This is a genomic window from Staphylococcus delphini (assembly GCF_900636325.1).
In the GTDB taxonomy this organism is placed as follows: domain Bacteria; phylum Bacillota; class Bacilli; order Staphylococcales; family Staphylococcaceae; genus Staphylococcus; species Staphylococcus delphini.
In genome coordinates this window covers 671,523-686,052 of record NZ_LR134263.1, presented here as the reverse complement: position 1 = coordinate 686,052, position 14,530 = coordinate 671,523, and the positions used below count along the sequence as shown (strand labels likewise).

Genomic DNA, 14,530 nt, shown 5'->3' with positions numbered 1-14,530 from the left:
GAGTGTTTTTTAATTGCAAATCGGGGCCGAGACGCCTGAATGTATAGTCAAAATCTTTATATCGGCAACTTTTTACAATAGTGGTTACTGTTTATCGCAGTAGCTGTCTGGGGATGGGACATAAAAAATTTGATGCTATTGATGCAATATTTTTGTTAAACTTGCCCTCCCTATGATTTGTGGCTTTAGATTGCCTTCATGGCTTCGCATTCCTAGGGGCTGAGGGGAGGTTGTGACAAAAGCGCTTAGGATTTGAGCAGAACAGAGCGATGAGCAAAATTGATTTCCAAATTTTGCCGAAATCGCGGGAGTTCTGTCGAAAATCCTGCTTTTGGAACACCGTTTATTGATTCCCAACGCATCCATTCATTGTGGATTTTCCGGACCAGCTTGATCCCTCAGGAGTCTCAGCCTTCTGGGCAATCTTATATCAAATACACAGAACTGAAGGCAAGTTTATGAAATCAAGAAAACAATAGCATCAATTTTTATCCCATTCACGCTCATTTTCCGACCGTTTTAAAGTCATTAATGAATATGCAATCTATGTATGGCTTGAGGCTTAATTTTTTCAAGCCCCATCCCTTGGTATACACAACAAAATATAGTAAAGGAGCTGAGGAATCTCAATGTCCCAGCTCCGAGTCAGCCTTGCGGGGGCAGTTCGACGAAATCTTTGTGACACATGAGATTTCTGTACTGCTCCCAAAATCCAATTCGGCTTCCTCCCTTGGACATTTCAATCAAGCCGAATTGAGTTGAAGTTTCAGCGCCTAGGAACGCGAGGCCTATATTAAAGGCTTCTCTTCTCGCCTATGAAAAAGCGATACCACTCGATAATGAGTCGTACCGCTTTGAGATTGCAAAAACCATTCAAGACTCCCGAGGGATAGAGCCGAAGCGGAAAATCCACCAACGCTTTCATCTCTGTATCATTTAATCAAAGCGTTGGTTAGTTGAAGCGAGGCCCTGGGAAAGCGCAGAATGGTTTAGCAATCTCAGGTTACGACTCATCTTAATTCGCTGGTAACGCTAAAAGTTGCTTCTTTAAATCCTTACGAATGACATCTAATGTATATGGATCGTTATACCAATACACACTTGAATCTACATTGAACGTATGTTTGTTTTGTACCGCTTCTAAATTTTGCCACATTGCTGTTTTTTGGAATTCAGGTTGAGCGGCATCTTTCGCTTTCGCTGTAATGATCACATCTCCAGCATATTTGCCCACTTCTTCTTTCGGTACTTCTGTCCAACCTTCTTTTTTCGTTGCATCATCTAACGCTTTAGGCATTTGTAAACCGAACGCTTGGTAAAGCACTTCACTACCGCGTCCCCAGTTTTTACCATAAGCATAAATTTTCTTATCAAAGTCTTCAAAAATCGTTACTGATGTGTCATTACCAAGATGGGCTTTAATGTCTTTACCATCTTGTGCGGTTTGTTTCTCCCAATCCGCTTTCCATTTTTTAACTTCATCTGACTTACCGACAATGTCACCCATTGCTTCTTGTTGTTCAAGATAATTGTATTTCGCATAGTCAAAAGCAATCGTTGGCGCAATTTTTTTCAATTTATCTGTGTTCTTGTCTGTGTTGTATGTAATGATGAGGTCAGGCTTTAATGACGCAACCTTTTCTACATCCTCTCCCCCTACTTTATCCACATCTTTAAATTGTTTCGCCAACACTGGACTTTGGTCAACTTGATCAGATACACCGACAATGTTTGCATCAAGATATTTTAAACCACCCGCATATGTAGGTGCCATCACTACAATGCGTTTTGGTTCTTTCGGAATATCGATTTTTTCCTCACCTTTAGCTGTTTTAAGATTGAACGCTTTTGTTTCCTTTTCACTACTTTTATGATCATTCTGGCCACATGCTGCCAAAATTAACATACATACCAATAACGGTAATAATAACCTTTTCATTCATCTTCCTCCAATTGATAATGATTATCATTATTATATAGTGGAATGACTTTGGAATCAATCTTTTTCTCAACAAAACTTTTTAAAATATTAAAAAATGTCTTTCACAAAGTTTTGTTTTTGAATTCATTATAATAGTATGAATTCTAGACCATGTTAGCTCAAAAAAAGCAGAAACGACACGTCACTATAGCGTGCAATTTCTGCTTCATCAAATCGTATTCAATTTAACGCACATATGTTATCGCATATCGTAACTTTTCGGTAACGTCTTTACCCATGTAAATAAGACTACCGTTTGTAATACAACCATAACCAATAATCCTAGGCGAACCATTGTCACATCCACCATCCAAATCGAGAATCCCACTACAATGTATAAACTGATTAATAATTGTATTTTCTTTTTCATCGTATAGCCACGATATTTACGAAAATCTTCAACGTAGGCTTGATACACTTTTGTTTGTATGAGCCAATCATGAAAACGATCGGAACTCTTCGCAAAACAGAGTACAGCGACAAGTAAAAAAGGCGTTGTAGGCAATAATGGTAAAACGGCGCCTGCAAAACCTAATAATGTAAAGATACCCCCTATGCCCAGTAAAAGATATCGCATTATCCTATACTCCTTTATTCATGTAAATTTGCTTTTCTGCTTGGTGTCGAACTTTTATCTCTAAAACTATCATAACGACTCTTTTACGAAAAAACAATCGTCTTTTCAAAGATATGACCTATACATCACTTCGACGTTCAGTCAATGCTTGTTGAGCGATTTTAGTATACGCCATGTCCTGCATCGGCGGGTTATGCAGGCCTGCGCGCATATCTCGAAAGTATCGTTGCAATGGGCGCTCCATTTCTAAACTTTTCGCACCGACGATACGCATCGCCAAATCAATCACGTCCAAGCCTTCATTCATCACGACGACTTTACTTGCAGCGGTTTCTGCAGCAACAACATCTTGCGGTGTCATCGTTTGATAAGCACGTGCAGTACTCCAAAGTAAATGTCTTGCTGTGATGAGTTTCGTTTCCATTTGACCGATATTTTGTTGCACAACAGGTAAGTCTGCAATCGTCCCTTCAATGCTATTCGGACTATAATTTAATCCAAAATCAACTGCATAATCACGCGCTGCTTGGGCAATACCTAAATAAGTTGCGGGGAGGTGTAATAACCAGCCATTTTGATAAGGGGGTCCTTCTCCTCTGATTTCGATAAGTTGGTCTGGTTGAACTTGCACATCATTCAGTATCACATCATGACTTTCTGTAGCACGCATGCCGACCATATTCCAATTATCCGCAATTTCTAGACCTGGCGTACCTTTCTCGACCATAAAAAAGCCTACTTGTTCTTTTTCAGGGATGTAGGCTGCCACGATGATATGTGTTAAGACAGGACTCATCGATGTAAATGTTTTAACACCATTTAAAATATAATGGTTATTTTCAAAGCGCGCGTACGTTTGAGGTCGACCACCTCTTGTAGGACTACCTGTTTCCGCTTCACTTACCGCTCTATTTGCCAGTGCACCTTTTTTCACTGCTTCAGCAAAATCATCTAAAATCACTTCATCCCAAATGCGGCGTTCAAACACTTCCCCTACCAATGCAATGTGCCAACCAATTGAAAGTGCAGTAGGTCCATCAATCGAGCCAAGCACTGACTGAAGGACGACCATATCTTCTAAGGTAGCCCCGCGTCCGCCATACGATTCAGGTAATGTCAATTGCGTATACCCCTCGTCAACTAACCATTGAATATTCTCATGAGGAAAACGATGCGCTCGATCATTACTTTGTGCATATTTTGTTAATTCTTCACGATGCGCTTCAAGCTTTGCGACCCATTCTTTCTGTACAGCAGACTGGATTAACACAGATTTCATTTCTAAAACCTCTCAATCTTTTTATTTCTTACTTACTTTGTCAACATTATAATATAAATATGTGCGAATGCCTAATCCGAGTTTGAAAATAAGTTTTAAAATATAACGAGGACTATAGTGGAATCATGGGTTGAAAAGTATTTTTTCGATGACGTTCTGGACACACATCAGCCTCCCGCTAATCATACTGTTGCAATAACAATTAAAAAAGCGACAAAAAGCTTATTGTGTACACTTTTTGTCGCTTATTCTCCATCTCTTTTCACTATCTATAGTGCACTCAAGAACACATCTAGATAGGGGTTTTCTTAGGATATGTCGCTGCTAGTAACAGATGATATGCCCTTCAATCCGCAACTACTTGACGCTATATCCAATACTGTTCATCGTTTATTGCCCGCTCAAGCTACATGCTGTCAATCCGTCTATGACCGCTTAAAGTAACGTTTCGATTTCGTTAAATAAGCTCGCAATTTTTTCGTATTGCTCTTTTGAAACTTCAATAATGACTGTTCTTTCATCTTGTTCATTACGCTTTTTAGTTAAGAAACCAAAGTCTTTAAGCTTTTGCATCGCTTTCGTAATGTAATATGGCTTAAACTTAGAAGCTCTAATAATATCTTTCACGTTATATGTTTCTTGTTGATGTTCCAAAATAAACGTTAAAATGAACAGTTCTTCGTAAGTTAAGCTATACTTTTTCTTAATTTCTGTGTAAATCCCTTTTGTCGTGAAGCTGATCGTCATTAACTCTTTCATATTTTTGATTTGATACTTTTCCATACGCTTACCCCCTATAAATAAGTGCCAAGTTTAATAGGTTTCTTCTCTAATTTTCCTAATAACTATATTAACTTGGAAATTTAATATTTTAACGTTTATATTTTAAACCGAATCTGTCTTTTTTTCAATTACTTTCTCAGTATCGTTTCTGAAAAAATTTTTGTTATTTTTTCTTTAGTAAAATAAGCGATGTAGAAAAATGCCTAATATAAGCGAAAATAAAGATTATAAACAAATTAATTTTATACTTCGATTTTAATTAAACAACAATTGAGTTTTGTGCAAACGTCTTATTGGCAATCCATCGAAATACTTTAAAAGAATAAAAAAATAATAACCTACAAAGATAAATACTTTGTAGGTTAAATTATCAAATATTCATTTTTAAGTTATCGTCGTCAATAATAAATTTTCAAACTAAAGAGCTAGTACAATAAACATCAAATGAATATGTTATTGTAATTATTTTTTGTTAACTAAGTTGTCAACTAAGCTTAAGCCAGCTAAAGATGCCACGTCGATTGCGTGTTGTGCACCTTCTTTACCTTGACCAGCTTCAATGTGTTTGTAAATTGCACCTGCTAATACACCAAGAGTTAACACTGAAGCAACTTGTGATAAACGTTTGTCAAAAATACTAATAGCGAAAAGACCAGCAGCTACAGCTTCAGTAACACCAATGACTTTAACCATGCTTTCAGGTAATTTGAACATTTCAAAAGCGTCCTTCATACCTTGGTCACCTTTCAATTTTGGTTGAGCTGCATCGTATAAGTGTTTTGCAACCTTTAAGTTTGTAACGTAACGTAAAATCATTTCTAATTCCTCCTATTTGTTTTCAAAATGTGCATCGACGATAGGTTTTACCTTTTCCCCAAAAAGTCTAATTGCATGCATTGTTCTTTCATGTGGCATAGAACCTAATGGTAAGTGTAACATAAATCGTGTAATACCTAATGCTTCGATGGTATCAATAATTTTTTGTGCAACTGTTTCAGGACTACCCACGTACATTGCACCGTTAGGGCCAACCTCTCTTTGGAAATGTTCATCAGAAAATGGTGGCCAACCTCTTTCCTTAGCGATGACATTATGATGTGCTTCTGCACTTGGACGGAATTCACGTTCTGCTTGTTCATCTGTTTCAGCAACGTAACCCCAAGAGTGTGTGGCGATTTGAAGTTGATCACCTTGATAACCATTGGATTCAGCGACCGCTTTATACATTGCAATATTTCGTCTAAATCGTTTTGGGTCCCCACCTATTATCGCATAAGTGATTGGTAAACCTAAAGATCCTGCTTTCAGTGATGATTCAGGTGTGCCGCCTGTTGCTAACCACACTGGCAATTCTTTTTGTACTGCACGTGGATAAACCCCTCGTCCCTCAATATTAGGTGTGAGTGTGCCTTCCCAATGTACAATAGTATTTCGATTAATTTTTAATAATAGCTCTAATTTTTCATCATAAAGGGCTTCATAATTTTTGAGGTCATATCCAAACAATGGAAAGGATTCAATGAATGACCCGCGACCAGCCATAATTTCTGCACGACCATCCGATAACGCATCAATTGTCGCAAATTGTTGGTAAACACGTATCGGATCATCTGAAGACAATACGGTTACCGCAGAGGACAATTTAATATTTTTCGTTAAAGTTGCTGCAGCCGCAAGTACAGTTGTTGGACTAGATACAGCATAATCCGGACGGTGATGTTCCCCTAGCCCATATACATCAAGTCCCACTTCATCTGCTAATTGAATTTCTTCAACAATATTACGAATCCGTTCGGCACTTGAAATCGCAGGCAACACACCTTCTTCAGTATGCATATCTGTGTTTTCTGCAAAAGATGTCAATCCTAATTCAATTTTCATCTCAGCACCACCTTTTCAAGTATAATTTTTATACTAAGATTATATCCCTCTCCTATGCGATTTGTCAATAAGAAAGATTCCGATTTCAATTTATAACGTACACATCTTAAAACAACACATTTCTTCTATTATATGTATAGATAAACAATCATGCTTTATTCTATTTTCTTCTATTATAATAGGTAAAAATACGTTCACTAACTTTCAATTAAATCTATTTCTTCATTATAAAAATACATTCAAATGATGTTTTAGCTCTGAGGCAAAATAAAAGTGACATTCATCTATACTCTACCCAAATATGCAGTTCAAGATGCATAAATATGCCTCGTTCAATGCATTATGTATAATTTCCCTTTTGTTTTCATAACACAAAAGCCACTCGAAAATTTGTGACGAAATGTTCCTGTAACTATATTACAATTATGTAACAGAATATTTTAAACTACTTTCAAACATTTTCTTTTTTTGTCTAAAAACCCCTTAACAAAGGGCTTTATAAACCCCACTAATATTACATCGATTTTCATCAAAATGATTAAACATTACAAAATAAAGAAGTACTACACAAGCGATTTTTTTTCTGATACAGTATATATCGTTATTAAACCACAACAGTTGGTTTATACTTATGCAGAAAATCAAATCACACTTTAGTGAATTTACTTTATAATCTTGAATAAAATGATCTTAGGAGGATTTTTTAGAATGAAAAAATTAATCGCTACAACTTCAATCGCTACAGCAGGTGTTGCTGCTTTAACATTAGCTCACGGTCATGATGCACAAGCAGCAGAATACAACGGTGGATATAACCCACAAGATCCAACATCTTATAGCTATTCTTACACAATCGACAATCAAGGTAACTACCACTTCACATGGGAAGGTAACTGGTCACCAGAACGCTTTAACGGTGGTAACGCATCAGCTTCTTACTACACTGGTTATGATGCAACAGCGGGTGCTTCATACACGCAACCAACACGTACTTACAGCGCACCAACACAACGCTATAGTGCTCCATCATATACAACACAAACAACAAGCACGTCTAGCTCATACAGTTCACGTGATTACACATCATCTTATACAACAACTTCAACGTCTACACGTTCAGTATCAAGAGGTGGATCAAGTGCGAACTTATACACTGTAGGTCAATGTACGTATTACGTATTTGATCGTGTAGGTGGTACAATCGGTTCAACTTGGGGTAACGCAAGCAACTGGGCAAACGCAGCAGCTGCAGCAGGTTACACTGTAAATAACCGCCCATCAGCAGGTGCGATTTTACAAACAGCTCAAGGTGCTTTTGGTCATGTCGCATACGTTGAAAGCGTAAACGCTAATGGTTCTATTGTCGTATCAGAAATGAACTACGGTTTCGGTCCTGGTGTTGTAACAAGTCGTACAATCTCAGCTAGCCAAGCAGCATCATACAACTACATTCACTAATATGAATCTTTCATAGATCAAACCCTCCGCATATAGATATGCAGAGGGTTCTTTTTTGTATATTTTTTTAAGTTGAATCACATGCTTCTCTTTTACAATCTCGCCGCTTTAAAATCGCTACGCTCGTCATACGTGGCAACTGAGCACTTGAAACTCCTCATGCTTTACAACCAATAAGCAATCGTTACCCAATAACCAAATGCAAAGAAATAGAGTAATGGGAAGTTTTCCATGTTTTTAACTTTCAGTTGCTTGATGACGACGTGCACACCTATCCCTACAAATACTGCTGTCAAAATCAAGCGTATGACGAGCATCATCGTAATGGCATTAGAAACCAACAGGCTTGGGCCACTTGTCGCAAAAATAACAAGTGTGAACAATACAATCATCACTGTATAAACGATAGTATCTATAGAGCGATAAAGATGTGAATACGTCCAAGCCACAATGAAACCAAAAACTGTGACGAGTGCGATTTCATGGATTCGCTCATATAAATGAAGGGCATCAGTCTGATACAGTACAATCGCTACAAAATACAGTAACAGGCTGATAACCCATGATATTACAGAAGGACTTTTAAGTTGCTGTTCATCGTGATTGATGTATCGGTGAATCCCAAACCATAATAGAATCATCGCTACTAGAACTATTAAGTATAAGATGGAATCACCTCTTTATGCTTATACTATAACCGTTTTCTATCTAACTAAAACATATACGATTCAATTATTTAAAATTTTCTTTTTATTTTGATACCGATATCCCCTTTTACAATAAGGCTTTGCGTTTGCTTCATTTCCCACTCCACTCCTATCGCACGCATTCATTTAACTTATTAAAAAAAGCATATACCTAAAATCAGTTATTTTTGATTTTAGAATATATACTTTTAATCATGAATCGCTATCCTTTTATGATGAAACAGGTGCTTTCTTTTTAATGCCGATACCGGTAAAGCCATAGAACAATGCGATAAGTACGCAAAGGTAGCATGGCACGGCCCAAATCAAAAATTGCCCTACACCGACACCGAGTTGTTGCGTATAATAAATACCTGATGTGCCCCATGGAATGAGTGGGATGATCATCGTTCCAGAGTCTTCTAGTGTTCGAGATAAATTCACCCGATCCAAGTCCATTTTGTCATACATTTGCATGAGTAAGACACCGACCATAATAATCACAACTGACGCCACCCCTGCAGCGAGCACCATCATTAAACTTCCGATAACCGTCACGAGAATGAGTTGACCGCGTGAATTAATATTTTTAGAAATACTATGCAAAATCACGTCTAAACAGCCCGCTTTTTCGACAATTCCCGCGAAAGCATAGCCACAAAAAATCGTCACTAATACTTGCGTCATACTCATCATGCCACCTTGCTCAATCAATGACAACGCTTTTTGAGACAAGCCTTCTTGACCGAGTAACATCTTGGGTGTAAAACCACTAAATGTCGCAATGAAGCCATTTTTAAGTTGAAAGCCATTGTTCAACCAGCCGACTAAAATGGCCACGACGCTAGAAATGAGCATCGATGGTACAGTTGAAATTTTAGCTAAAAGACAAATGACAATGACAATTAACGGAAGCCAAACGAAAAAGTTAATATGGTACATTGTCGCAATGTCTTTTAACAATGCGTCAATTTGTGCTGTATTCGTCTGAACTGAAAACCTTCTTGATGCGATATGCCAAACGATAAGCCCGATAATCGATGCCGGTACAGTCGTCCAAACCATATGTTTGATGTGGCTGAAAATGTTCACACGTGTCACTAATGATGCCAAATTGGTCGTATCCGATAACGGTGACATTTTATCGCCAAATACTGCACCTGAAATAATTGCACCGGCTGCCATGCCTGCTGGAATATCCATATGTAAGCCGATTGCCATTAAAGCGATACCCGCAGTGGATGCTGACCCCCATGCTGTCCCTGTGGCCACTGAAGTAATGGCTGAAATGAGAAATGCCGAAATGAGAAAGTAACTCGGACTTAAAAATTTCAAACCATAATAAATCAGTGCGGGTACAGTGCCTGAATACATCCAGGAACCAACGATAATACCGACTGTCAAAATAATGAATATCGCGGGCATCGCTGTCGCTAAACGATCTGTAATCCCTTCTTCTAAATCTTTCCAACGCAAGCCAACACGCCATGCAATCCATGACGCATACGTTGCCGAAATAATTAATAAAGGTTGTACAGGTATTTTAAAAAAGATAAAGCCCACACAAACCACAATCATCATCACGAAAATGGTTGACAGTGACTCTAATAAAGTAGGTTTTCTTTTCATACACAACACACTCCCCTTTGTATTTTTAGTAAGAAGCTAACCCTACATTTTCTCTTCCTAAGTATTCAATTGTTAAGCCCTCATTGAAGAAATCACGCTCTAAAATCGTTGACGCAATCACAATAATCGCATCAATATTCGGTGTAGGTACCCCTATTTCTCTACCTAAACTCGACCATAATACGAGACCATAAGCGATATCTTCAGTTAAATAGCGGTTGTTTACTTTATTCGGTCCTGGAATTCGTGAAAAGACTGGGCTATGATTGAACAGCTTGTTGAGTGGTTCATCTTCCATCTCACGCTCTAAATAACCACGTGCAATACGGGCTTCTTTCGCCGTTTCCAACTCAAAACCTAACTTGCGCCCTAACGTTAAACGCTCGACTTCGACTGCATGTAACAAGCGCACCGTATGATTTGTGATTCCTTCTTTATAAAGCGCAAAATCTCCACTGTAATCAATACGTCCCACATTCAATAACGTTGGTCCAGGATGTACTTCTGGGTTCCCGTTTTCTAAATTTGTACGCCATAAACTTTCTTCTTTAACAATATATGGATAGAGTGATTCCACTTTTTTAAATGTTTTTGTTAAATCCTTTTCATTTAATGTAGAGAAATAAACTTTTCGTACATTTAATGATAAATCGACTGAAGCTGTTTCGAAGTTGACGCGTGTCCCATACGTTAAAGTGTTCGCTTCTGCAAAAATAGGACGTGTGTCTATTTTGTATTCTTCTAAAACTTTAATAAAACGTGCTGAACCCATTGCTGCTGCCATATTAAAGAAAATAATTTGATCATTATTAATATGCGATGACATTAATTCCGCATAATATTCGATAAATGACGAAGGGATACATAACATAACAATTTCAGCACCCTCTAAAACGTAGCCCATGTCGTCACTAATATTCGTGAATGGTACAAAACTTTCTGTGCCCTCATTATTAAAATTAAAGCCACCTTGTTCAATGGCATAATCAAATTTACTGATGGATTGGTTACGACAATACAGTTTGACCTGATGCCCTTGATTCATCATATCAACTGCTGCTGTCACTGCCCCGTTACCTGATCCTACAATTGCTATTTTCATTTATTTACCCTTCTTTCTGTTTTTTTCTGTGTGATGTCGTGTCATCGAATTGTGACTCAACATGAATCGTAACAGAACGATTATCAAAAGAAAACAATTTTTTGATAATCGTTGCATTCTCATCGCGTTGTTCCTTAGTTATACCCCATATGCGCACAATTATGTTGCTAAAGGTCTTTTATTTTAGTGATTACACATATTGAAAAACTGCTCGTAGCTCCTCCTCATAGCACTGCTTCTTATGTAGTCTTTATTTTTATCGAACTTTTTCTGCGTCCACAATTAACCATGGAGATAGAACAACTCATTATTATACCATTTGAAATTGGACACTTTCTCAATTGATGACGTTTCGTTTTTCAAAGTCTAAAACAATTTAAATCAACGTTCTAAATATTACATTCACTGTAACATCTCGAATGATAAAAAGTTTAAAAACAAAACTAAATAGCGCGTTAAATCGTCATTTAATAAGGAAAAGTGTCGCTGTCATAAGATTACATCGTATCCCATTCGAGTTTTAATTCAATTACAAAACTGTAACATTCTACACAGACGGCTCAATTTTTGATACAGTTCATATTGTCGTTAAAAGAACGATTTAATTAAACAAAACAACTTTTACAATTCTCAAATTAAAATAAACACCCAAAAACTTTAGGAGGACTTTGATTATGTTAAAAAAATTCGCTACTACAACTACATTAACTGCTGGATTAGGAGCTGCTGCTGCGGTAGGCTTACAACACGATAACGCTGACGCTGCTGAAGGAAACTACAGCTATTCATACAGCTACAACTACGGTTACAACACAAATGCACAAGGTAATACAAACTACAACTACAATGCCAACAGCACCCAAACTTACACATACGGTCAAAATACAACAAGCACATCTACTTCAACACAATCAACTGGCGTGACAAGTGCTGGAAACTTATACACACCTGGTCAGTGTACTTGGTATGTATATGACAAAGTTGGCGGTGAAATTGGTTCAACTTGGGGTAACGCAAACAACTGGGCAAGCTCAGCATCAGCTGCAGGTTTCACTGTAGACAACAACCCTGAAGAAGGTTCAATCTTACAATCAAATGCAGGTCCTATGGGTCACGTGGCATACGTTGAATCAGTGAATGAAGATGGTTCAATCACAGTATCAGAAATGAACTATGATGGCGGTCCATTCAACGTAAGTACACGTACAATCTCTGCATCAGAAGCTGGTTCATACAACTACATTCACGTATAAGATGACATTAATCATTAAATTAAAAAACCATTGTTGTTATAACATACAGCAATGGTTTTTATTGTGTAAATGGGTAAAAGTATTTTTTATCTATCTTGTCGACAAATGAAGATTCATTATATGATGGCATTATATGATTTTAAGGAGGCATTTCACATGCAATGGACGAAAGTGATTTTCGCTGGTTTAATGGAAGTGGTCTGGGTTATTGGCTTAACGTATTCTCACCTCCTTTACCAATGGATATTGACCATTGCGCTGATCAGTTTAAGTTTTTGGATGATGGTATCCGCTTCACGTGTCTTACCTGTAGGCACAGTATATGCTGTATTTGTCGGTATTGGCACGTTAGGTACTGTCATTGTCGGCATGCTGTTTTTCAATGAGTCAGTGAGTATCATCAAACTGTGCTTCATCCTTACATTACTTATCGGCGTTATCGGTCTCAAATTAACGACAGATCAGGCAGGTGAACAGCAATGAGTTGGTTCGCCCTTTTATTAGCAGGCTTATTTGAAGTATTAGGTGTGCTTTGGTTAAACGAATATGCACGTCAACATCAAAAACGCTTTATTGTGTTGCTCGCTATCACCTTTGCTTTAAGCTTACTCAGTCTTTCTTGGGCAATGGCAGACATACCAATGGGAACCGCTTATGCCATTTGGACAGGAATCGGCACAGCAGGCGGTACGATTTTAGGCATGGTCGTTTATCATGAATCCAAACAGTTGATAAGAATCTTTTTCATTGTCTTGATTATCATTTCTGCTGTTGGATTGAAATTAGTTGTATAACTTGCATTTCTTGTAATCTAGAAAGGGGTTTCATATACTAGAGAAGAAAGGTGGGAATCGTATATGAAAAAAGTATTTATCGCAGGTCCTATCCCAGAAAAAGGACTTGAATTATTAAAAGCTCATTTTGAAGTTGAAATGTACGAAGGTGAAGGCATTATTGATAAAGAAACGCTTAAAAATGGCGTTAAAGATGCTTTCGGACTCGTCAGCTTATTATCTACAGAAGTGGACCAAGAAGTGATTGATAGTGGTTCAAATTTACAATTCATCGCCAATTATGGTGCAGGTTTCAATAATGTCGATGTCGATTATGCACGTTCAAAAGATATCGATGTTTCAAACACACCTAAAGCTTCTACCAATTCAACGGCTGAATTAACGATGGCGATTTTACTTGCTGCGGCACGTCGCGTTGCAGAAGGTGATCGTCTAATGCGTAATGAAGGCTTTAATGGATGGGCACCGTTATTCTTTCGTGGTCGCGAAGTATCTGGTAAAAAATTAGGCATTATCGGTTTAGGTGAAATTGGTACAGCCGTTGCGCGTCGTGCGAAAGGATTTGATATGGATATCCTTTACACAGGGCCACATCAAAAACCAGACAAAGAACGTGAATTAGGCGCGAAATATTTAGATTTAGACACGTTACTTCAAACAGCGGATTTCGTTGCTATTAACGCTGCATATCAACCGTCTATGCGTCATATGATAGATACCCCTCAGCTAGAAATGATGAAACCAACGAGCTATCTGATTAATGCTTCTCGCGGGCCTATCGTGCATGAAGCGGCTTTATTAGAAGCACTTCAAAATAAAACGATTGAAGGCGCTGCACTTGACGTCTATGAATTTGAACCAGAAATTACGGAAGGTCTCAAATCATTAGATAATGTTGTCATTACACCGCATATTGGTAATGCGACATTTGAAGCACGTGATATGATGGCAGAAATCGTTGCGAATAACTTAGTTAAAAAAGCTAACGGGGAAACACCTGATTATATTGTCAATGCCTCTAAATGACACGACGCATCACCTTTTTGAATATAGTGACATCACACTTTATACAGCAGCATGATTGGTTAGCAGTCATTCAAAAGGAAT

General features: G+C 37.8%; 14 protein-coding genes. 5 read left to right on the top strand and 9 right to left on the bottom strand.

Going from position 1 to position 14,530, the window contains the following annotated elements:
• Nucleotides 1–1,015: 1,015 nt before the first annotated feature.
• The 6 genes from EL101_RS02945 to EL101_RS02920 form a co-directional block, all read right to left on the bottom strand.
• Nucleotides 1,016–1,939: an ABC transporter substrate-binding protein gene (locus tag EL101_RS02945; protein WP_096597274.1), complete on the bottom strand. Its 924-nt coding sequence runs from the start codon at nt 1,937–1,939 to the stop codon at nt 1,016–1,018.
• 241 nt (nt 1,940–2,180) lie between these two features.
• Nucleotides 2,181–2,558, bottom strand: a complete 378-nt coding sequence (locus tag EL101_RS02940) for a YbaN family protein (protein ID WP_096597272.1) — start codon at nt 2,556–2,558, stop codon at nt 2,181–2,183.
• Nucleotides 2,559–2,676: 118 nt separating this feature from the next.
• A complete protein-coding gene (locus EL101_RS02935; protein ID WP_096597270.1) occupies nt 2,677–3,837 on the bottom strand; it encodes an acyl-CoA dehydrogenase family protein in 1,161 nt (386 codons plus the stop codon).
• A gap of 435 nt (nt 3,838–4,272) precedes the next feature.
• Nucleotides 4,273–4,620 (bottom strand): transcriptional regulator, SarA/Rot family, encoded by a 348-nt coding sequence (locus EL101_RS02930; RefSeq protein WP_019166577.1) that lies wholly within the window; start codon nt 4,618–4,620, stop codon nt 4,273–4,275.
• A gap of 462 nt (nt 4,621–5,082) precedes the next feature.
• Complete coding sequence (locus EL101_RS02925; protein WP_019166576.1) at nt 5,083–5,436, bottom strand: DoxX family protein; 354 nt, start codon at nt 5,434–5,436, stop codon at nt 5,083–5,085.
• 12 nt (nt 5,437–5,448) lie between these two features.
• A complete protein-coding gene (locus tag EL101_RS02920) occupies nt 5,449–6,501 on the bottom strand; it encodes an LLM class flavin-dependent oxidoreductase (RefSeq protein ID WP_096597268.1) in 1,053 nt (350 codons plus the stop codon).
• A gap of 708 nt (nt 6,502–7,209) precedes the next feature.
• On the opposite strand from EL101_RS02920, the gene EL101_RS02915 reads away from it, so the two are divergent.
• Nucleotides 7,210–7,959 carry a CHAP domain-containing protein gene (locus EL101_RS02915; RefSeq protein WP_096597266.1) on the top strand — a complete coding sequence of 250 codons (750 nt, stop codon included), beginning with the start codon at nt 7,210–7,212 and terminating at the stop codon, nt 7,957–7,959.
• A gap of 164 nt (nt 7,960–8,123) precedes the next feature.
• Here EL101_RS02915 and EL101_RS02910 read toward each other — a convergent pair whose 3' ends face one another.
• The 3 genes from EL101_RS02910 to EL101_RS02900 all read right to left on the bottom strand — a co-directional run bounded on the left by EL101_RS02910 (nt 8,124) and on the right by EL101_RS02900 (nt 11,376).
• Nucleotides 8,124–8,600: a hypothetical protein gene (locus EL101_RS02910; protein ID WP_096597264.1), complete on the bottom strand. Its 477-nt coding sequence runs from the start codon at nt 8,598–8,600 to the stop codon at nt 8,124–8,126.
• A 276-nt stretch (nt 8,601–8,876) separates the two neighbouring features.
• The gene (gene nhaC / locus EL101_RS02905; RefSeq protein ID WP_096597262.1) at nt 8,877–10,274 is read right to left on the bottom strand and encodes a Na+/H+ antiporter NhaC; all 1,398 of its coding nucleotides are present in this window, start codon (nt 10,272–10,274) and stop codon (nt 8,877–8,879) included.
• A gap of 25 nt (nt 10,275–10,299) precedes the next feature.
• Nucleotides 10,300–11,376 (bottom strand): NAD/NADP-dependent octopine/nopaline dehydrogenase family protein, encoded by a 1,077-nt coding sequence (locus EL101_RS02900; RefSeq protein ID WP_096542558.1) that lies wholly within the window; start codon nt 11,374–11,376, stop codon nt 10,300–10,302.
• A gap of 674 nt (nt 11,377–12,050) precedes the next feature.
• On the opposite strand from EL101_RS02900, the gene EL101_RS02895 reads away from it, so the two are divergent.
• The 4 genes from EL101_RS02895 to EL101_RS02880 all read left to right on the top strand — a co-directional run bounded on the left by EL101_RS02895 (nt 12,051) and on the right by EL101_RS02880 (nt 14,449).
• Nucleotides 12,051–12,629 carry a CHAP domain-containing protein gene (locus EL101_RS02895; RefSeq protein WP_096597260.1) on the top strand — a complete coding sequence of 193 codons (579 nt, stop codon included), beginning with the start codon at nt 12,051–12,053 and terminating at the stop codon, nt 12,627–12,629.
• A gap of 156 nt (nt 12,630–12,785) precedes the next feature.
• Nucleotides 12,786–13,112 carry a DMT family transporter gene (locus EL101_RS02890; protein WP_096597258.1) on the top strand — a complete coding sequence of 109 codons (327 nt, stop codon included), beginning with the start codon at nt 12,786–12,788 and terminating at the stop codon, nt 13,110–13,112.
• Complete coding sequence (locus EL101_RS02885; protein ID WP_096597256.1) at nt 13,109–13,423, top strand: DMT family transporter; 315 nt, start codon at nt 13,109–13,111, stop codon at nt 13,421–13,423. The genes EL101_RS02890 and EL101_RS02885 overlap by 4 nt, the downstream gene beginning before the upstream one ends.
• 63 nt (nt 13,424–13,486) lie before the next feature.
• Nucleotides 13,487–14,449, top strand: a complete 963-nt coding sequence (locus EL101_RS02880; protein ID WP_096597254.1) for a 2-hydroxyacid dehydrogenase family protein — start codon at nt 13,487–13,489, stop codon at nt 14,447–14,449.
• Nucleotides 14,450–14,530 lie beyond the last annotated feature (81 nt).